General features: G+C 55.7%; 21 protein-coding genes and 1 pseudogene. 16 read left to right on the top strand and 6 right to left on the bottom strand.

Annotated features, from left to right (window positions below; all coding sequences use genetic code 11):
• Window positions 1–2: 2 nt before the first annotated feature.
• From BK667_RS23585 to BK667_RS23565, 5 genes are all read left to right on the top strand, one after another.
• Entirely contained in the window at window positions 3–1,697 is a 1,695-nt protein-coding gene (locus tag BK667_RS23585) for an ATP-binding protein (RefSeq protein WP_259698166.1), read from the top strand.
• On the top strand, window positions 1,698–1,907 hold the full coding sequence (locus BK667_RS23580) for a KTSC domain-containing protein (protein WP_123599080.1): 210 nt from the start codon (window positions 1,698–1,700) through the stop codon (window positions 1,905–1,907).
• A 395-nt stretch (window positions 1,908–2,302) separates the two neighbouring features.
• The gene (locus BK667_RS23575) at window positions 2,303–2,836 is read left to right on the top strand and encodes a BRO-N domain-containing protein (RefSeq protein WP_123599079.1); all 534 of its coding nucleotides are present in this window, start codon (window positions 2,303–2,305) and stop codon (window positions 2,834–2,836) included.
• Between the two features lie 123 nt (window positions 2,837–2,959).
• Window positions 2,960–3,673 carry an HNH endonuclease gene (locus BK667_RS23570; protein ID WP_123599078.1) on the top strand — a complete coding sequence of 238 codons (714 nt, stop codon included), beginning with the start codon at window positions 2,960–2,962 and terminating at the stop codon, window positions 3,671–3,673.
• 203 nt (window positions 3,674–3,876) lie between these two features.
• On the top strand, window positions 3,877–4,866 hold the full coding sequence (locus BK667_RS23565) for a hypothetical protein (RefSeq protein WP_123599077.1): 990 nt from the start codon (window positions 3,877–3,879) through the stop codon (window positions 4,864–4,866).
• On the opposite strand, the gene BK667_RS23560 is transcribed toward BK667_RS23565, so the two are convergent.
• Window positions 4,867–5,559 carry a DUF6933 domain-containing protein gene (locus tag BK667_RS23560; RefSeq protein ID WP_123599076.1) on the bottom strand — a complete coding sequence of 231 codons (693 nt, stop codon included), beginning with the start codon at window positions 5,557–5,559 and terminating at the stop codon, window positions 4,867–4,869.
• A 30-nt stretch (window positions 5,560–5,589) separates the two neighbouring features.
• A complete protein-coding gene (locus tag BK667_RS23555) occupies window positions 5,590–5,961 on the bottom strand; it encodes a hypothetical protein (RefSeq protein WP_123599075.1) in 372 nt (123 codons plus the stop codon).
• Between the two features lie 222 nt (window positions 5,962–6,183).
• Here BK667_RS23555 and BK667_RS23550 point away from each other — a divergent pair, with 222 nt between their 5' ends.
• Window positions 6,184–6,501, top strand: a complete 318-nt coding sequence (locus BK667_RS23550; protein WP_054613790.1) for a helix-turn-helix domain-containing protein — start codon at window positions 6,184–6,186, stop codon at window positions 6,499–6,501.
• A gap of 11 nt (window positions 6,502–6,512) precedes the next feature.
• Window positions 6,513–6,728 (top strand): XRE family transcriptional regulator, encoded by a 216-nt coding sequence (locus BK667_RS23545; RefSeq protein WP_123514303.1) that lies wholly within the window; start codon window positions 6,513–6,515, stop codon window positions 6,726–6,728.
• Between the two features lie 59 nt (window positions 6,729–6,787).
• Here the strand turns inward: BK667_RS23545 and BK667_RS23540 are convergent, their stop codons facing one another.
• Together BK667_RS23540 and BK667_RS23535 are read right to left on the bottom strand one after the other, a co-directional pair.
• Window positions 6,788–8,302 (bottom strand): amidase family protein, encoded by a 1,515-nt coding sequence (locus tag BK667_RS23540; protein WP_123599074.1) that lies wholly within the window; start codon window positions 8,300–8,302, stop codon window positions 6,788–6,790.
• A 112-nt stretch (window positions 8,303–8,414) separates the two neighbouring features.
• Window positions 8,415–9,491, bottom strand: coding sequence for an MBL fold metallo-hydrolase (locus BK667_RS23535; protein ID WP_123514299.1), 1,077 nt, complete (start codon window positions 9,489–9,491; stop codon window positions 8,415–8,417).
• A 216-nt stretch (window positions 9,492–9,707) separates the two neighbouring features.
• On the opposite strand from BK667_RS23535, the gene BK667_RS23530 reads away from it, so the two are divergent.
• The 5 genes and pseudogenes from BK667_RS23530 (at window position 9,708) to BK667_RS23515 (ending at window position 13,822) form a co-directional block, all read left to right on the top strand.
• Window positions 9,708–10,316, top strand: coding sequence for a TetR/AcrR family transcriptional regulator (locus tag BK667_RS23530; protein WP_123599073.1), 609 nt, complete (start codon window positions 9,708–9,710; stop codon window positions 10,314–10,316).
• Window positions 10,317–10,474: 158 nt separating this feature from the next.
• Window positions 10,475–11,551, top strand: a complete 1,077-nt coding sequence (locus BK667_RS23525; RefSeq protein ID WP_123599094.1) for a diguanylate cyclase — start codon at window positions 10,475–10,477, stop codon at window positions 11,549–11,551.
• A 189-nt stretch (window positions 11,552–11,740) separates the two neighbouring features.
• A pseudogene (locus BK667_RS34075) lies at window positions 11,741–12,508 on the top strand (PAS domain-containing protein); the annotation flags it as partial.
• Window positions 12,482–13,060, top strand: coding sequence for a methyl-accepting chemotaxis protein (locus BK667_RS34070; RefSeq protein ID WP_375538770.1), 579 nt, complete (start codon window positions 12,482–12,484; stop codon window positions 13,058–13,060). The pseudogene BK667_RS34075 and the gene BK667_RS34070, both read left to right, overlap by 27 nt.
• Before the next feature lie 216 nt (window positions 13,061–13,276).
• On the top strand, window positions 13,277–13,822 hold the full coding sequence (locus BK667_RS23515) for a DUF1003 domain-containing protein (RefSeq protein WP_123514293.1): 546 nt from the start codon (window positions 13,277–13,279) through the stop codon (window positions 13,820–13,822).
• Here BK667_RS23515 and BK667_RS23510 read toward each other — a convergent pair.
• Window positions 13,819–14,697: a LysR family transcriptional regulator gene (locus BK667_RS23510; protein ID WP_259698165.1), complete on the bottom strand. Its 879-nt coding sequence runs from the start codon at window positions 14,695–14,697 to the stop codon at window positions 13,819–13,821. The genes BK667_RS23515 and BK667_RS23510 overlap by 4 nt on opposite strands.
• 118 nt (window positions 14,698–14,815) lie before the next feature.
• Between BK667_RS23510 and BK667_RS23505 the strand changes: the two genes are divergently transcribed.
• Window positions 14,816–15,535: a CTP synthase C-terminal region-related (seleno)protein gene (locus BK667_RS23505; RefSeq protein ID WP_123599071.1), complete on the top strand. Its 720-nt coding sequence runs from the start codon at window positions 14,816–14,818 to the stop codon at window positions 15,533–15,535.
• Window positions 15,532–15,855, top strand: coding sequence for an antibiotic biosynthesis monooxygenase family protein (locus BK667_RS23500; protein WP_123599070.1), 324 nt, complete (start codon window positions 15,532–15,534; stop codon window positions 15,853–15,855). The genes BK667_RS23505 and BK667_RS23500 overlap by 4 nt, the downstream gene beginning before the upstream one ends.
• 128 nt (window positions 15,856–15,983) lie before the next feature.
• On the opposite strand, the gene BK667_RS23495 is transcribed toward BK667_RS23500, so the two are convergent.
• Window positions 15,984–16,310 carry a DUF2025 family protein gene (locus BK667_RS23495; protein ID WP_123514287.1) on the bottom strand — a complete coding sequence of 109 codons (327 nt, stop codon included), beginning with the start codon at window positions 16,308–16,310 and terminating at the stop codon, window positions 15,984–15,986.
• Between the two features lie 234 nt (window positions 16,311–16,544).
• Here BK667_RS23495 and BK667_RS23490 point away from each other — a divergent pair, with 234 nt between their 5' ends.
• Both BK667_RS23490 and BK667_RS23485 read left to right on the top strand, forming a co-directional pair.
• On the top strand, window positions 16,545–17,672 hold the full coding sequence (locus BK667_RS23490) for a glycerophosphodiester phosphodiesterase (protein ID WP_123599069.1): 1,128 nt from the start codon (window positions 16,545–16,547) through the stop codon (window positions 17,670–17,672).
• 178 nt (window positions 17,673–17,850) lie between these two features.
• Window positions 17,851–18,156 carry a PepSY domain-containing protein gene (locus tag BK667_RS23485; RefSeq protein ID WP_123514283.1) on the top strand — a complete coding sequence of 102 codons (306 nt, stop codon included), beginning with the start codon at window positions 17,851–17,853 and terminating at the stop codon, window positions 18,154–18,156.
• The last annotated feature ends 76 nt before the right edge of the window (window positions 18,157–18,232 follow it).

The raw sequence follows: 18,232 nt of genomic DNA, 5'->3' as shown, positions 1-18,232 counted from the left end.
CCATGGAGTCAGGAATAACTATTCTGGAAGGAAAAAATTATCGCATTGGTCAAGTGGGGAGTTTTGTTAAAATCCCACTCGGGTACAACCACTTGTATGGCGTTATATCCGAATCAAACGAATCTTCTAGTTTAGAAAACGACCATAAAATCCTCTCTCAGAGACGCTGGATACGAGTCGAGTTAATTGGAGAGATTATTGGTGGTGAGTTTGATCGGGGCATTAGCGAATACCCCAGCATAGGAGACGACGTCCATATCGTTGTAGACAGCGACCTCCTCAAGATTTTTGGCAAATCCGATAAGGGGCAATTTAAGATAGGAAAGCTTTCAAGTTCAGACGGAATCGATGTAAGCATAGACTTAAACAAACTTGTCTCACGACACTCTGCAATATTAGGCTCGACCGGATCAGGAAAATCTACAAGCACAGCTTCAATTTTAAGATCTCTTGTCATGCATGATGACTACATTAAACTCCCCTCATCTAGAATTTTATTAATTGATATCCATGGTGAGTACGCATCAGCATTAGGCGACATCGCGAAAGTTTTTTCGGTTTCCCCGGACAGTACAAATAAACTCTTCATCCCGTACTGGTGCATTTCGCCCGAGAACTTGATTGATTTTCTATGCGGCACTTTAAACGAAACCTATAAAACCCAATATCTAGACAAAACAATAGAAGAAAAGAAGCTTTCATTAACGACAAATAACATCTTAAATATTGATTCTGAAAGAATAACCGGGTTTACACCTTTGCCGTATAGAATAAAAAAAATCTGGTACGACCTTTATCATGACGACACTGTTAACTGGAATGATGAAGCCCAAACAGACCCTGCCTATACGTCGAAAGGCGATTTTGACAATCTCATATCCCCAAAATTCAAACCGCCCGGTGCGGGAAAAAGCCCGCCGCAAAAAGGTGGTCCTGGACAAATAAAAAAGCAGCTTGAACTCATGAAGTCTAGACTTCTCGATTCACAGTATTCATTCCTGTTGAATCCAGGACCTTGGAATCCAGATAAAGACGGAAAAGTTGAAAAAGACCTAGATCAACTTTTGTCTGAATGGCTAGGACATGACAAGCCCGTAACAATTCTTGATTTATCAGGAATGCCCTCTACTCGATTAAGTTTACTCCTTGGCTCAATTTTAGATATTTTATTCGAGTCAGCTATATGGGGTAGAAACCTATCCTCTGGAATGAAAAATCGCCCATTACTGGTAGTACTAGAAGAGGCACATCGATACCTTTCAAAGTCCGATACGGGGCTAGCAAAGCATATGGTTCAAAGGATTGCCAAAGAAGGTCGGAAATTTGGTGTAGGCGCAATGATTGTCAGCCAGAGACCTTCAGAAATAGACGAAACTATTTTATCCCAATGCGGAACAATTATCGCGCTTCGCATAAACAACTCCACGGATAGAGGAATCGTTAAATCGGCAATGTCAGAGGGTTTAGCGGGAATAATCGACTCACTTCCGGTACTAAGAACTGGAGAAGCCATTATCGTTGGAGAGGCTGCAAAACTCCCTACCAGATGCAGGATAAGCGTTTTACCTCCTGACAAATATCCAAATAGTAAAGACCCAGAAGTTTCAAAAAACTGGGCAGCACCTCGCGAACAGGAAGATTATGAAATTTTAGTATCGGCCTGGCGAAACCAGGAAACAATGAAGGAGAAAAAGTAAATGGAAAGAATACCGGTTAGCTCCAGCAATATCGCCAGCGTCGGCTATGAACCAGGCACATCCACTCTACAAGTTGAATTTAATGACGGGAGTGTGTATGACTACTATGACGTACCAGAAGACACTTACACAGCTTTAATCGGAGCGGGTTCTGTAGGCTCTTTCTTCCATTCAAACATTCGAAATACATTTAGCTTTCAACAAGTTTGACAAATAACTGTATCAAGCGCCCACACACCAGTGGGCGCACATAAATAATTTCCACCTTGACCAATCACTTACAAAATAATAGCCTCCGAATCCGGTGCCTAAGAAACACCTCACACAGCGGACTGACCGCACCCGACAGAAGCGGCTTTTTTGTGCCTACGGTTTCTCCGTGGGCATCAAAAAATCTCTGTTATGCCGGGAGTGGGCTAATACAAGACCCGAAAGGGGAATATGTCCGGCCCTCTGTGTGGGGTTTCTTAACTCCCGGCACCCAGCCCTAAGAAAGCTGACATCACACAGAGGTAAAGGATATGCCTAAAAATCTCTCCTTCTCTCCGAAGGAAATCCGCGTTAGCTGCTTCATTTTTATGCGCTTCCATCCCTGGAGGCTTGCCATGTCTGATCCATACACCCCCATCGTCTTCATTCGCCAAAACCTCGAACTTCACGCCCTCCTCCTAGAAAACCAGCCATGGTTCTGTGCCCGCGATCTGGGTCGCTTAATGGGTTTTCATCTGAGTGATCGTGTGGTCAGCAAACTGGATGAGGATCAGCGGCACACATTGCTGATCGACTACCACGGCCAACCAGAGAAGCGGTTGATGCTCAGTGAGTCTGGCGTGTATGCGCTGCTGGTCTATCACTACGCGCCAGGGAATCGATTGTTGCGTGAATGGTTGACCCATCAAGTGGTGCCTGCCTTACGAGATGCCGGGCCGTCGATGAATTCCGATCGGCCTATGTTGAGTTTGTTGGATTGGCCGGAGATGTCTTTGAGTCTGTTGCACTGGCAGGATGAAGGTTGGATTCGGCTGCGGGACATGCCTTATCTGTTGCTCAATCGCACTCGGCGGCGGGTGCCGGTGGTGAAGCCTTGGTGGCGGAGGGTTTTGGAGGTGTTTCAGTCTTCGAAGCAATCGGTGGGTTAGTAGTGCGGCGGTGTCTTTGTAGGGCCGATTGAGCGATGCGTCTGTCTTTTCTGTAGGAATTTTCGTAGACAGTCGTGATGGCCACTCAGTATCGTCCGAGGGTTTTCAACCCTCGGCGATGTTATGAGCGTAAAGAAGAAAGAAAGCGATTGGAGTGCTTCAGAGATTAAGGCTGCGGTAGAAGCCTATCTGAAGATGCTTGCACTAGAAAAAAAGGGTCAGAAGTTCGTTAAAACTGCGGTGAATCTTGCCCTACGCGAAACGGCCTTACCCACCCGCACCAAAGGTTCTGTGGAATTCCGAATGCAGAATATCTCTACGGTTCTGATGAAAATGGACCGGGAATTCATCAAGGGATACAAGCCAGCCAGAAATGTGGGCTCGCAGGTTGAGCAGTCAATTCGGGCGGTACTAACTGAAAAAGGCGTTCAGCCTGGCGACCCTAAAGCTCCAACTGCCGATGAAGAGACGCTAGAACGTCGCGCTACTGCGCTTCAAAAGGAAAAGATAACGGAACCACCAAAGGGCATTAAGAAACCCAAACGAGTGGCGAATTCACGCACGGTATATGTACGAGATCCCGAAGTCAGAGCCTGGGTTCGAAATGAGGCCGAGGGGAATTGCGACGGCTGTGGCGAGCCTGCTCCGTTTCAAAAGCTTGGTTTGCCGTATCTGGAAGTTCATCACGTTAAGCCGCTTGCCGAAAAAGGTTCAGATCAAATCACCAACGCCGTAGCTCTGTGCCCGAACTGTCATCGCCGTTGTCATTATTCGAACGATAGTCAGGAGTTCACTGCTTCGCTTTATTTGAAGGTTGGACGGTTAATTCCCGAGTAATTGCCCTCGCCCACAGTGAGTTGCGTTGCTGCTGAGTCGGTGCTGAGCAGATAGACCGAGTTGATGCCGAGATTCGCGAGCAAGCCCGCTCCCACAGGGTTGGTAGGTTGCTTCGGGTTTTGCGTTGTTTTGAAAACAGTCAGTGCAACCCGCCCCGCCTCCCGCTATTAATACCCTCCCCCACCCAAGGACCCGAGCCCACCATGAAATTCGACCTCGCCTACTGCCTCAGCCTCGACGATAAGTTGTCGATCTATGACGTGCGGGATTTGAATTTTGACGAGACGATGGCGTTCGATTCCGCCAAGGAACACTTCCAGTGTCCCAATGACGCCTGCAGGGCGGCCTTCGATGCGGCTAATGTGTTGACGACGTTCAATGCCAAAAACGTGAATTACGTCCGCACCCCGCATTTCAAGAACACGCCCAGCACGCGGCATGTGGCGGATTGTCCTTATGTCAGTTTGAGGACGCCGGCGTCGGGGGTTGAAGCGGACGGTGCGGAAACGGATGACAGTCGCGAGGAGCATTTTCCGTCGGAATTGTTACTGACTCGGCGCGAGTATGTACGCAAGCCGTCGAGCCCTCCGGTGGCGGCAGATGTGGTGCGGGATGCGCCGAAAAGCGCCTCGGCGGACAGTCATGCGGAGCATCCGAACCGGGAGTCGGCGCCGGACAAGACCAGTGTCTTCGCCCATCCGGTGGAGTGTTTTGTGTCGAACTTTGAGGACAAGGAACTGCTCAAGCGCATGCCGCTGAAGATTGGCGAGCACACGGCGCCTTATGGGTCGTTCTTCAAGAAGATTGAATACCTGACGGACAACAAGGGGCTGATTTACTGGGGCAAGATCAAGGAGATCAAGGATTACACCCAGAGTTTTCGCATCGATTTCGAACAGAAGGTCTGGTTCAAGCAGGCGGATGAGGCGAAGAAGAAGCCTTATTCGGTGAATGTTTATTTGAGCAAGAAGTTGATCGACAACTACCGCAAGCGCAAGGCGTTTCTGGAAGAGATCAAGCACGCCATCGAAAGTGGGAAGGAGTTGTTTTGCTTCTTCTATGGCGTGACGCCGGAGTTGAAGCAGGTGCCGAGCAAGAAGAACCCCGAACAGACGTTCGGGGTGTTCAGTGCGAATATTGAGAATCTGGATCACTTTATTGTTCGGGAAGCGCCGGGGCTGGTGGAGAAGTAATCAGCCCTGCGCCAGTCGCGATTCCAACTCCCGAATCTCACGCGCCACTTCTTTACGCCGATCCCGCGCAGCCTGGACACCTTGCTCATCTTGACCAGAGTAGGTGCGCAACCAATGAGCGATCATTTCTTCATCGGGCCAGTAATAGTCTTTATGGCCTTTGCTATGTCGCGGCGTGTCGTTCATTTTTGCGTCGAAGCGGCCAGCCACGTACTCATCGGGGGGTAACTCGCCCCACTCGGCGGCGTAGTCCTGAAATATCCAGGAGATGTCGTCGATGTGCTTTTGCGCGCCGCGATGCCTGCGCTTATAGAAGACGTATTCGCCGCAGGCCTGCTCATAACGCTGCTCCATGAGTTCGCCGTCGAGCCATGGAAAGAGGTCGTTCTGCGTCGCTTGACGCATCAGGCCGTAGAGCCAGCGCTCAGAGAAACGCCGGACAAAACCCTCAACGTCAGCCTTTTTCGCGTCCGCGAAAATCATGCAATAACGGGTTTTGATGTGGATGACGAACAGCACGTGTTTGCGCTGAACGGTGATGGCGTGGACCAGCCACTGTTCGGTCAATTCACCTGGTTCGTCTTCTTCAGGGGTGGGTGAAGGTGGATTGTGATCCACGGGGGTGATTGTCTTGCCCTTTTGTACGCGGCTAAAAAATTTGCTGGCCGCTTCGGTGCAGTTGAAGATCAACATCGTTGGTTCTCTGATGAATTGGGAATACAGCTACCAGTCGTGCGGCGGGATTTCATCCATCCATTCGAGCTCATAGGGCTGGCGGACCACCTCTTTTATGGAATCCAAAGCACCGTCGCTGAGGACTGATAGCTCTTCTTCGGTCAGCAAGTCATGCATGACCATCAACCACAAGCCCATGAGTGCACTTGAGCGGGATTGGCTGTTGTCGTCAAAAGCCTGTACCAAATCCTTGTCCCGATCACGCATCAATCGGTAAAGCATCACATATCGGGTATGAGCCGAGAGTGCATCATGCTGGGCGATTGTCTTCGCGTCGGCCAAAACATTTTGGCAGAAGCGATCAAGCGCGATCTGGCGCAGCCCCTTGAATTTTTTCCAGTCACTCTCGAGGATCGGCATGTTCAGCCTCCTTTGAAATAACTCAGATGTGCAACGCCTTATTCTTGCGGAAAATCCAGCGAACTCCAACCTCGAAAGTCGACGGCGTGCTGAAGCCTACCGTCCGTCAGGACGACCCCACCCAAATAGCACAAATCAAAAAATGCGTTTGATCCGGAATCAAAACAACTGTACAAAAACACAGTACATTTTGAATCAGCACTCTCGAGCCCGGAGAACACCATGGCCTCTCTTGCGATGAAAATCACCCTGGAACGTATCGCCCTCTTCCAATTCACCCCGGCCCACAGCGCCCAGGCCCGAGCGATGCTGGGTTGGAGCGTGGAGGAATTGTCTCGCGAGTCCGGGGTGTCGGTGGACGCCATTGAGCGTTTCGAGGCCGAGCGTGATGTGCTGGATGTCACGCGGCTGGCGCTGGCGTATCGGTTTGAATCGGAGGGGTTGGTGTTTTTCCCGGGGTTTGCGCCGGGTAGAGGGATGAATGTGAAAGGCTCGACGCCAAATCCGGTGGCGCGGGCGGATTATGCGATGGTTGAGTGAGGTGTCAGTGGATGAGTGATATCGATGCGGGTGCCGCACGGGGCAAGGCCGAATACGTCATGAGGATCGGCATGCTCCTCGAAAGCGGTGATCTGAGTAAGACCAAGGCTGCGCAAAAGCTTGGGCTGTCCCAACAGGAGCTGGATGAAATGCTCCAGGGACGAATGGGTGATTTGACCGTGACGAAGATCCTGGAATATCTGGATCTTCTGAAAGGCAAAACGTAGGCGTACAAGGGTGAATCCGGGCCAGTGACAACGTCGAGTCATTGGCCCGATGACACACATTACGGCTGCTGGAACGCCGGGTTCTGTCGCTTCAACGATGCTTGTTCATAGCTGTAGGCCAGTGCCAACAGTTTCGGTTCGCTCCAGCGCGGACCGTAGAAGAACAACGAAGTCGGTATGCCGTCGTCAGTCATGCCCGAAGGGAGTGTGATGGCAGGGTAGCCCGCCACGGCTGCACTGAACTGCGAAAATCCGTCGGCATCGGCAACCATGGCGTCCAGATTGTGTTCCGTCAGTTGTTCATCGATGGCCTCTTTGAAGCTGGCATTGATTGCTGTGAACAACTCACTGGCCTGGGCGTGGCTCATGTCCAGCTTGTTGATTGCGTCGAGCATCTGCTGACCGTAACCTTCTGGACCGGGGTTGAGTGCGTTGAAATCGATCAAATCCTGAAATGTTTGAATCGATAAACCGGAGCGGCTTGCCAGGTACTCGGGGAGCTCATGCTTCATGCCTGCCATCAGCACGGGGAAGTAATTCGCGATGTCCGGCAGCCGGACTTTTAAAGGCACAACGGTGGCGCCTTGCGCCTCCAGGGTGGCCATGGCCTGAGTGAACTCGACGCTGGGTTGAAGCTCACGGCCATCCGGCCCAAGGTACTCGACCGGGTAGCCAATTCGCTTGCCGCTGAGTGCCACTGTGGAGAGTAATGCCGTGTAATCAACGCCTACCGGTACGTCGTCGATCGTGGCGTCCGAAGCGTCGACACCCTGCAGGGCATTGAACATCAGCGCCGCGTCTTGAACGGTGCGGGTAAGAGTGCCGGCCGTGTCTTGCAGACGCGTGATCGGGATGATTCCGGAACGGCTGAACAACCCGAGCGTCGGCTTGACACCTACGACGCCGTTGGCTGAAGCCGGGCATGTGATCGAGCCATTGGTTTCCGTACCGATGGAGAGCGGTGCGAAGCCGGCGGCTACGCCTGCGGCCGATCCGGAACTGGAGCCGCAGATTTCGCCGTCCAGCACGTGTGGATTTTTACCTTGGCCGCCTCGACCACTCCAGCCATGGGGCAAACCCATTTCCCGGACGTAAGCCCACTCGCTCATGTTGGTTTTGCCAAGAATGACCGCGCCCGCATCACGCAGTTGCTTGACGATAAACGCGTCGTTCGATGCCGGTTGGCCGACCATGGCCAGCGACCCTGCACTCGTTTGCATCAGGTCAGCGGTATCGATGTTGTCTTTGAGCAGAACCGGAATCCCGTGCAGCGGACCGCGAACCTGCCCGTCCTGACGTTCCTGATCCAGTGCCGTCGCGATGTCGATGGCTTGGGGATTGAGCTCCATGATCGCGCGGATCGCCGGCCCTTGTTTGTCCAGTGTCTCGATCCGCGCTTGCAGGTGCTTCACCAACGCTACTGAGGTGAGCTCGTTACGCTCCATTTGCGCGCTGAGTTCACTGACGCTCGCGTATTCGAGTGCCGTTGTGTCATCCGCATAAGCGGAGCCTGCGATCGAAAGCAGAACGGCCTGGGCCAGCACCGTCATACGAGTTTTGAAACTGTCTTTCATGTCCTACGTCCTTGTTTGGCTGATGACGAGTGATTCATTTCACTCGCCGCACAGCCTACCGATGTCGTAGGAAACGACTGTCAGCAACAAGGACCTATGACTGTACGAAAAGTCACCCAGACTTGTAGCCGCTACAAGCCATGCGCCCTTTTTCCTTCATCGTACTTTCCAGATTCAACCACCAGGCGCGGCCACGTTGTGGGTACATCACGTTGAATGCCTCGCCCATCTGCGGCGTGGTAATCGATACGTTACGTTCCCAGGCCAGCGCGAGGATACGGTCGAAGGGTTCAAACCAGGCGTGCATCGACAGGTCGAAAGTGCCGTTGTGAATCGGCAGCAGCCAACGTCCTTTCAGGTCGATATGCGCCTGCAGGGTTTCCTCGGGTTGCATGTGCACGTGTGGCCATTCGACGTTGTAGGCGCCGGTTTCCATCAGGGTCAGGTCGAACGGGCCGTACTGTTCGCCGATGCGTTTGAAGCCGTCGAAGTAACCGCTGTCACCACTGAAAAAGATGCGGGTGTCGCCGTCGATCATCACCCACGAGGCCCACAGCGTGCTGTTGCCATCGAACAGACCGCGACCGGAAAAGTGCTGCGACGGTGTGGCGATGAACTGAATGCCATCGACTTCGGTGCCCTGCCACCAGTCCATCTGGCGAACTTTGCTGGCATCGACGCCCCACTTGATCAGGGTGTCACCGACGCCCAGCGGCGTGAGGAAGTACTTAGTCTTGTCGGCCAGTTTGAGCACTGCGTTGTAGTCGAGGTGGTCGTAGTGGTCGTGGGACAGGATCACCGCTTCAATCGGCGGCAGTTCTTCCAGGCTGATCGGCGGCTGGTGGAACCGCTTGGGGCCGGCCCATTGCACTGGCGAGGCGCGCTCGGCGAAGACCGGGTCGGTGATCCAGAATTTGTCCCGCAGTTTGAGCAGCACGGTCGAATGGCCGAGGCGGTACACGCTGTGATTAGGTGCGGCGATCAGCGCAGCCTGGGTCAAGGCTTGCACCGGGACGGCAGTGCTCGGGCGGGTGTTGCGCGGTTTGTGGAAGATCATGTTCCACATGATGCGCAGCATTTTACGAAAGCCTTCACGCTGGACTGGCTGGTGGTTTCGGAAATGCCCTTCGACCTGACGGGAAGCTTCAGGTTGGACGGCGATGTCCGTAGAGGAATTTGAAGTGGCCATCAAGGAATAACTCCAGAAAAACCGCGTTAGTCGCAGGTTTCTACCGTGGGACGATAAATGGCCAAGGCACGCACGCATCAGCCGGAGATTCTATTTTTCACTGTGCAGGATTAACGAAACATTACACTGCACAGTGTAGTTTCTAGGTTGCATCAATCCGGATGACAAGTAAACTGCCGAGTGTAACTCTCCACTTTTCCCTGCCGAAGCGTACTTATGACAGCTCCACAGCGCCTCACCGACCGCAAACGCGAAGCCATCATCCAGGCGGCGATTACCGAATTCCGTGCCAACGGTTTTGAGATCACCAGCATGGACAAGATAGCGGCTACCGCCGACGTGTCGAAGCGCACGGTGTACAACCATTTTCCAAGCAAAGAAGAGTTGTTCGCCGAAATCCTCAATCAACTGTGGGCCCGGGTGACCGCCGAACAGGAAGCGTCCTACCGCCCTGACCTGCCCCTGCGCGATCAGTTGCGCCAGATCCTGTTGGCGAAAGTGCAGATGATGGGCGACAACAATTTTCTCGATCTGGCGCGGGTCGCCATTGCCGCCACCATCCATTCCCCCGAACGTGCCCAGAACATGATCACCCGCATGGGTGAACGTGAAGAGGGCCTGACCGTGTGGATTCGCGCCGCCCAGGCCGATGGCCGACTGAAACCGCTCAACCCGGAGTTTGCTGCCCAGCAGATTCAGGGGTTGCTCAAGTCCTTCGCGTTCTGGCCGCAAATCTCCATGGGCCAGACGGGTCTTTCCCCGGAGGTACAAAGCACGGTCGTCGAATCGGCGATGGACATGTTTTTGGCCTGTTATCAGCTCTAGATCAAGTCTCTGCCGCACCTGCCCCCTCGTTAAATGGCTCCCAAGGACACTGATTATTCCTGTTGGAATAAATGACAATGTCTGCCGCTTTACCGATGAACGGTAACTCTGAATAAAACACCGAAATGTGTTTCAGAATGAATCTGGCGCAGGGAATTATGGAAAACCAACGCGGCAAGGGCCTTTCGTTCGCCCGACGCATCTACATGCCCAGAACCGTCGGTCTGGGCATTGGCTGTATCTGTGTGACCGCTGCGCTGTATCCGTTGAACATGCCGGGCTGGGTCTGGGTCGTGATGCTGCTCAATGGCTTCGTCTGGCCGCATCTTGCCTACCAGATGGCCTCCCGGTCGCCCTTCCCCTATCAGGCCGAACGCCGCAACATTATTGTCGATTCGCTGTGCGGCGGTTTCTGGGCCGCGACCGTTCAGTTCAACCCGATCGTCACTGTCACCATTCTTTCCATGATGACGATGAACAACGTCGCGGCGGGTGGTCCGAGATTATTTTTCCAGGGTGCCCTGGCGCAGATGATTGGCGTGGTGATTGCCTGGCTGCTGTTCGGCGCAGCGTTCACCGCGACGGCCACGCCGATTCAGGTGCTGGCCTGTATACCGTCGCTGACCATATACCCGTTGGCGGTGGGGATGGTGTGTTATCGACTGGCGTTCAAACTCTCCGAACACAAACGCGCCCTGAGCGCCTTGAGCCGCACCGACAGTTTGACCGGCCTGCTCAACCACGGCGCCTGGAAGGACCTGCTGCACGTCAAATTCCAGCAGTGTCGGCATAACCATGTGGCGTCGGTGATTGCGTTGATCGACATCGATCACTTCAAGGCGATCAACGACACCTATGGGCATATCGTCGGCGATACGGTGCTGCGCCAGTTGAGCTTTGAGCTGCGGCGCAACCTGCGCGAAGTCGATCTGGCCGGCCGTTATGGCGGCGACGAGTTTTGTGTGATCCTGCCCAACATGTCGTTGCATCAAGCCTGGGAAGTCATGGAACGCTTGCGCGAGGTGCTCAATGACTATCGTCACCCGCAAGTGCCCGAGCTGCGAATCAGGCTGAGCATTGGCCTGGCCGCCTACCAAACAGCGTTCACCGACGCGATTGCCTGGCTCAACGATGCAGATAAAGCCCTCTACACCGCAAAAAACACCGGGCGCAACAAGATCAGCGTGGCGTCGGGCTCTTCAAGCGGTGGCTCAGCAACGCGCATCTCCGCCTGAAAAGTTGTACAACCAGTCAGAAATCCGCCTTCTTGTACAAGTTTATGAAGTTTTATATAAGTACGGCTCTGTCAGCCAGGGACCGCTGACATTGAGCAGACAACGCCGAAGACAGCCTTGGTCTTCGGCCTGCAGGCGCAGGAATAGGGACGACTCCTTGGTGTTCCCCACTTCTTGAGCGCTGCCGCCATGTTATTCAATCGCCATAAATCCACCCTCGATACACTCCAGCAAACTGTCGCCAATCAAACCGGACTTCTGGACGCGATCGATCGCTCGATGGCGGTGATCGAGTTCGATCTGGACGGCGTCGTGCTGCGCGCCAATGACAACTTCCTCAAGACCCTGGGTTATGAACGCGAGCAAGTGCTCGGCAAACCCCATCGCCAGTTCTGCACACCGGAATTCGCCCGCAGCAGCCAGTACACCCAGCTGTGGTCGCGCCTGAAAAACGGTCAGTTCGAGTCGGGCACTTTCGAGCGGGTCAACAGCAAGGGGCAACTGATCTGGCTGGAGGCCAGTTACAACCCGATCAAGGATGACTCCGGCCGGGTGGTGAAAGTGGTGAAGTACGCCATGGACGTGACGGCCCGGGTGCAACATGAAAGCGAATCCAGCGCCAAGTTGCAGGCCGTCGACCGCGCCATGGCGGTGATCGAGTTCAACCTGGACGGCAGCATCATCACGGCCAATCAGAATTTTCTGACGCGCATGGGTTACAGCCTGGCTGAGCTCAAAGGCAAACATCACCGGATTTTCTGCACCCCCGAGCTGGTCAACAGCGGCGCCTATCAGGACTTCTGGCGCCGGCTCAATCAGGGCGAGTTGTTCCATGGCCAGTTCGAGCGCGTCGACAAACGCGGGCAGACGGTCTGGCTGGAAGCCAACTACAACCCGGTGTACGACGCCGGTGGCCGCTTGTGCAAAGTGGTGAAATTCGCCTCGGACGTCACCGCCCGGGTCGAGCAACATGCCCAGGATGCCCGCAGCGCCACCGAGGCTTATCACATCTCGGTGGAGACGCGAAAAGTCGCCGAGCATGGCACGCAAGTGATCCAGCAAGCAGCCAGTGAAATGCGCGAAATCGCCGCCAATATTGCCGAATCCTCGACCTTGATCGCTCAACTCGGCGAGCGCTCCGAACAGATCACCGCCATCGTCAACACGATTCGGGCGATTGCCGACCAGACCAACCTGCTGGCGCTCAATGCGGCCATCGAAGCGGCCCGGGCCGGTGAACAAGGGCGCGGGTTTGCGGTGGTGGCGGATGAGGTTCGGCTGCTGGCGGCGCGAACCAGTGGGTCCACGGCGGAGATTTCCAGCATGATCGGTTTGATCCTGACTGAGACCCGGCAGGCGATCAAAAGCATGGACGGCACCCGGGATCGGGCGGCAGAAGGGGTTGAGTTGGCGAATCAGGCGGGCACGGTGATTTTGCAGATTCGGGATGGGGCGAGTAATGCGGTGCAGGCGGTGAGTATGTTTGCTAATGAGCGCGAGCCTGGCTGATGTTTGAGGTGGGACTGGTTTTCTCGCCAGGCAAATAACCGTGTCGCCGCCTTCGCGAGCAAGCTTTGCTCCTACAGGGGATTTGTGTCGTTCACAGATCCAGTGTGGGAGCGGGCTTGCTCGCGAAGGCGGACTCCCGTTCAACATCGATTCAGCTAACAAGCGCCGGCACAGGACTATAGTGACCCCAAGTCCCGATTCCTCGCCGAGCGCCCCATGAACTCATCCAAGTCCGACACCAAACCCGCCGCCCCCGTCGATCACCTGCGCTTCCATCGCCCTCACGCTCACCTGGCGCCGACCTTCGGCACTGACAAATTCGCCCTGCGCGCCGAGGCGTTTGCGCGGTTCTTTGGCACCCCGACGTTTCTCGGGGCACAAACCTTGATCGTGGTGATTTGGGTGTGCCTTAACCTGTTCGGTGTGGCGCACTTTGACCTGTACCCGTTCATCCTGCTTAACCTGGCGTTCAGCCTGCAATCAGCCTACGCCGCGCCGCTGATCCTGCTGGCCCAGACCCGCCAGGCCGCGCGGGATAAAGCCCAGTCCGACGCCGACGCACAGCACCGCGAAGCCCTGGCCGTGGCCAACTCCGAACGTCAGGCCCAGGCTGCACAGAACACTGCGCAATTGCTGGCGCTGCTGGAGCAGAACACCCGCCTCACCGAAATGACCAAAGCCCTGACCGAACGCATCGAAAACCTGACCTCGGAAATGCATCAGCATTTTGTGCGCAAGGACGCACCGAAAACGCCGATTTAAGGCAACCGTAGCGCCCGGCCCAACTCGTCAAACAGCGTCACCACCGAGCGCAGGGCGCGGCAGTCCGGGCGGGTCAATAGCCACAGGGCCGTGTCGCAACCCTGCAACGGCCCGGTCAACGACTGCAAATCGTCGCCGATCAGAAAGTCCGGCAACGCCGCGACACCCAGCCCTGCCCGCACCAACTCGGTCACCGACAACATGCTGTTGCAGCGATAGCCCGGCACCACGCCGGGCCATTGTTGACGACGCCAGGCAATCGTCGGGTGATCGGGCAGGAAGTCGTCCGGGGCGATCCAGGTCAGCGACGCCAGATCCGCGGGATCCACGCTTTTCAGATAGGCCGCACTGCCGCAGACCCGATACGAAACCTGCGCCAGACATCGCCCGACCAAGTGCTCTGGCGGTGTGCGAGTCAGGCGCAGGGCAATGTCGGCATCCCGGCGGCTGAGGTTGGCGAAGTCGTTGGAAGTGCTGAGTTCGATGGTCAGCGCCCGGTAGGACGGCATGAACCGGGCCAGCGCCGGCAGCAGCAAACCTTGCAGGACTGAATCGGTGCAGGTCAGGCGCACTGTACCGCTGATGACTTCCCCGCCCTGCTCCACGCCGATGCGCGCCGCGTCCAGCGCTTGCTCGGCACGCTCAGCCTGTTCGGCCAGGGACTGCGCCAAGGTCGTCGGCAGGTAACCGGCGCGGCTCTTTTCGAACAGTTGCTGACCGAGCGCGGCTTCCAGTCGGCGCACCGCCCGAAACACCGTCGAGACGTCGACTTTCAACAGCTGTGAAGCCCGGGCCAGAGAGCCGCCGCGGACCAACGCCAGGATCAGCGCCAGGTCCGGGTAGTCCAGCCGATAGTGCGTGGGTGCATTGATCAATTGGGTATACGCCAATATTGAGTGCGTGAACGCCAATTTATAGTGGCCGACAGAAACGAACAACCTCGCCACAGGGTTATTCGCGGCTCTCAAAATCGCTGCTTTGAAGGAAAACCACATGGATCAAGTTTCTCCTGAAAATCCCATTCGCATCGCCCTGATCGGCGACTACGACCCGCAAGTCACCGCCCACCAAGCCATCCCCATCGCCCTCGGCATGGCCGCCGAGCACTCAGGCCTGGACGTGCAGTTCCAATGGCTGGCCACTGACCAGATCAACGCCGATACCCCGTTCAACACCTTCGACGGCTTCTGGTGCGTGCCCGCCAGCCCTTACCGCGACATGGACGGCGCATTACGCGCGATCCGTTTTGCCCGCGAACACCAGCGACCTTTCCTCGGCACCTGCGGCGGTTTTCAACACGCGGTGCTGGAATACGCCCGCAACGTTCTCGGTTGGGCCGATGCCGAGCACGGCGAAACCTCCCCCGATGCTGAACGAGCCTTGCTCACACCGCTGACGTGTTCGTTGGTGGAAGCGGTCGACAGCATCCATTTGGTTGAAGGTTCGTTAATCGCCAAGGCGTATGAAAAGTCCGAGATTCACGAAGGCTATCGCTGTCGTTACGGTGTGAATCCGCAGTTCGAACAAGAACTGCTGAACCAGAAACTCAACGCCGTCGGTCACGATTCGAATGGGGATTTGCGGGCGGTGGAGCTCAAGGGGCATCCCTTCTTCGTCGCCACCCTGTTTCAACCGGAACGTGCCGCGCTCAAGGGCACGTTGCCGCCGCTGGTTCGTGCACTGGTCGAAGCTTGTGCGAGACACAAACGATGATCGCCACTACGCCACCGCCCCACTATTACGCGGTGATCTTCACCTCACTGCGCACCGACGGTGACCAGGGCTACGCCGAGGCGGCTGGGCGTATGGTGCAACTGGCGCGCGAGCAGCCGGGATTCCTCGGCGTGGAATCGGCCCGGGGTGAGGATGGGTTGGGGATTACCGTGTCGTACTGGGTGAGTGAGGCGGCGATTCTGGCGTGGAAGCAGCATCCTGAGCACAGTGCAATTCGTGAGCGTGGGCGGGCGACTTGGTATGCGCAGTGTCATACGCGGGTGTGTCGGGTTGAGCGGGCTTATGCGTTCAAGCTTTGAATGATGCAGTGTTTTTGAGGCCGCTTTCGCGAGCAGGCTCGCTCCCACAGGGGGATTTGCTTGCGCCACAGATCCAGTGTGGGAGCGAGCCTGCTCGCGAAGAGGCCAGTAAAGTCACCACAAAACCATCAGCCCTGAACCAAACTCCGAACCGCCGATATCTCCGGCACTTCCCGCCGATTCATGTACACCCGCAACGGCTCGGTCACATTGATCCGGTCATCAATATTCTGATCCAGCAGCAACTGAATCAACTCACGCTTGAGCGTCATCGCCTGATCAGGCCCCGGTGCCCAGACGAATTCACTGGTAGGAATAATGCCGTCATCGGCCACGTCCATGCCGAAGGAGTCTTCGCTGAAACGCACGATGTACTGGCCGGTCTTGCGGTTGAGGCCCACGAAGCCCTTGAGTTGGTCGGCGGCCTGGCAGATGAGTTGGGAAGTGATGCGCATATAAACCTCACAAAAGGTCGAATAGGGACCGGTGATCGATGGTTTACACGCAAGGTGACGAACGGGTTTCCCTCTGCCGGGGAAACTGCCGGGGCCAAGAGTACTGCAAAGAACCGCACAAAAGCGCTGAAAAAAACTGCTTTAAACACGTTTATGTCGGTCTTGCGATAGCGCTCGCGGCGCTCAGTTGTTAAAAGGGACGTCTTTGAAAACCTCTGCGAAAGGACCTCGACCATGCCTGCAACCTTCACCAAGAGCGCCTTGCTGCTGAGTCTGCTGCTCGGCCTCGGCCAGGCACAGGCCGCCAGCCAGCCCAGCCCTACCGCGCTGGCGACCACGTTAGGCATCCCGCATCCCGCGGTGATTGCCCACCGCGGCGCATCGTTCGATGCCCCGGAATCCACCGCCGCGTCCTACAAACTGGCCCGCGACCTGGGTGCCGATTACCTGGAAATGGACTTGCAGCGCAGCAAGGACGGCGTGCTGTTCGCCCTGCACGACAATAATCTGCAACGCACCACCGACGTCGCCAAAAAGTTTCCTGAGCGCAAGGATGCCCCGGCCAACCAGTTCACGATTGGCGAACTGAAAACCCTCGACGCCGGCAGTTGGTTCAACGCCGCTTACCCGGATCGCGCGCGCCCGGCCTACGTTGGCCTGAAGATTCTGACCCTCGATGAAATCATCGACATCGCCGAGGGCAATCCGCTGCACAAGCCCGGCCTGTACATCGAAACCAAGGAGCCGAAGCAATTCCCCGGTATCGAACGCGACCTCAAGGACAAACTCCAGGATCGCGGCTGGCTGAGCCCGGCCGGCTCGAAACTGGCGAAGAGTGATCTGGCCGTTGGCCAGGGCAAAGGCAAGGTCGTGTTGCAAACCTTCGAGAAGAGCAGCCTCGAACTGCTGCAAAAAGAAATGCCGAAAGTGCCGAAAATCCTGTTGCTGTGGGTCGGTGACGGCAGCATCGAGCCGAAATCCAAAGTGACGTTCGCTGAATCCGGCGACAAGGACAAAGCCACTTACTACGCCAAGCAGGAGCCCAAAGACAAAGCCGAATTCCAGCAATGGGTCGAGTACGCCAAGTCCCAGGGCGCGATCGGCACCGGTCCTTCGGCGGCGCTGACCAAGGGTGGCGATCAGAGCTACTCGGACCTGGTCAAGCCATGGATGAACCAGTACACCCACGATCAGGGCATGCTGGTGCACGTCTACACCATCGACGATGCCGTGGATTACCAGAAGGTGATGGACGCCGGCGTCGATGGCATTTTCACCAACCGCGCCAGCGAACTGTTGAAGTTCTACAAACGCCCGGCGGCGGGTACCGTGGCGCAATTGCTGCAGAACAACGGGTACTGATCGGCACACCGCGTTAACTTCTTCGCGAGCAGGCTCGCTCCCACAGGATTTGCGCTCAACCTGTGGGAGCGAGCCTGCTCGCGAATGCTTTTAGCGGTCGCCGCTGAATTTAAGGGTGAATTAAGTTGCGCTGGTTAACCTGAGCCCACTTAAACAGTTCACCCAAGGAAAGACGCTTATGAAAACCCTGACTGCCCTGTTCACCGCCGCTGCCCTGACCCTCACTGCGGGTATTGCCCAGGCTGATGTTCGTGTCGATCAAATCCCTGAGCTGGTCAAAAGCGGCAAGATCAAGCCTTTGGAAGAATTGAACCAGGCTGCCCTGAAACTGCATCCAGGTGCGACCATCACCGACACCGATCTGGACAACCACTTCAACGGCTACGAATACGAAGTCGAACTGAAAGCCGCTAACGGCGTTGAATGGGACGTGGATTTCGACGCAGCCACCGGCAAAGTCCTGAGCAACAAGCAAGACACATAATCCCCCCCCCGAATCTCCCTGTGGGAGCGGGCTTGCTCGCGAAGGTGGTGTGTCAGTCATACAAATTTTGACTGTA

The sequence above is a fragment of the Pseudomonas frederiksbergensis genome (assembly GCF_003732705.1).
Classification (GTDB): Bacteria; Pseudomonadota; Gammaproteobacteria; order Pseudomonadales; family Pseudomonadaceae; genus Aquipseudomonas; species Aquipseudomonas frederiksbergensis_F.
The sequence above is the reverse complement of the archived record's forward strand: the minus strand, read 5'-3'. Positions and strand labels throughout refer to the sequence as shown.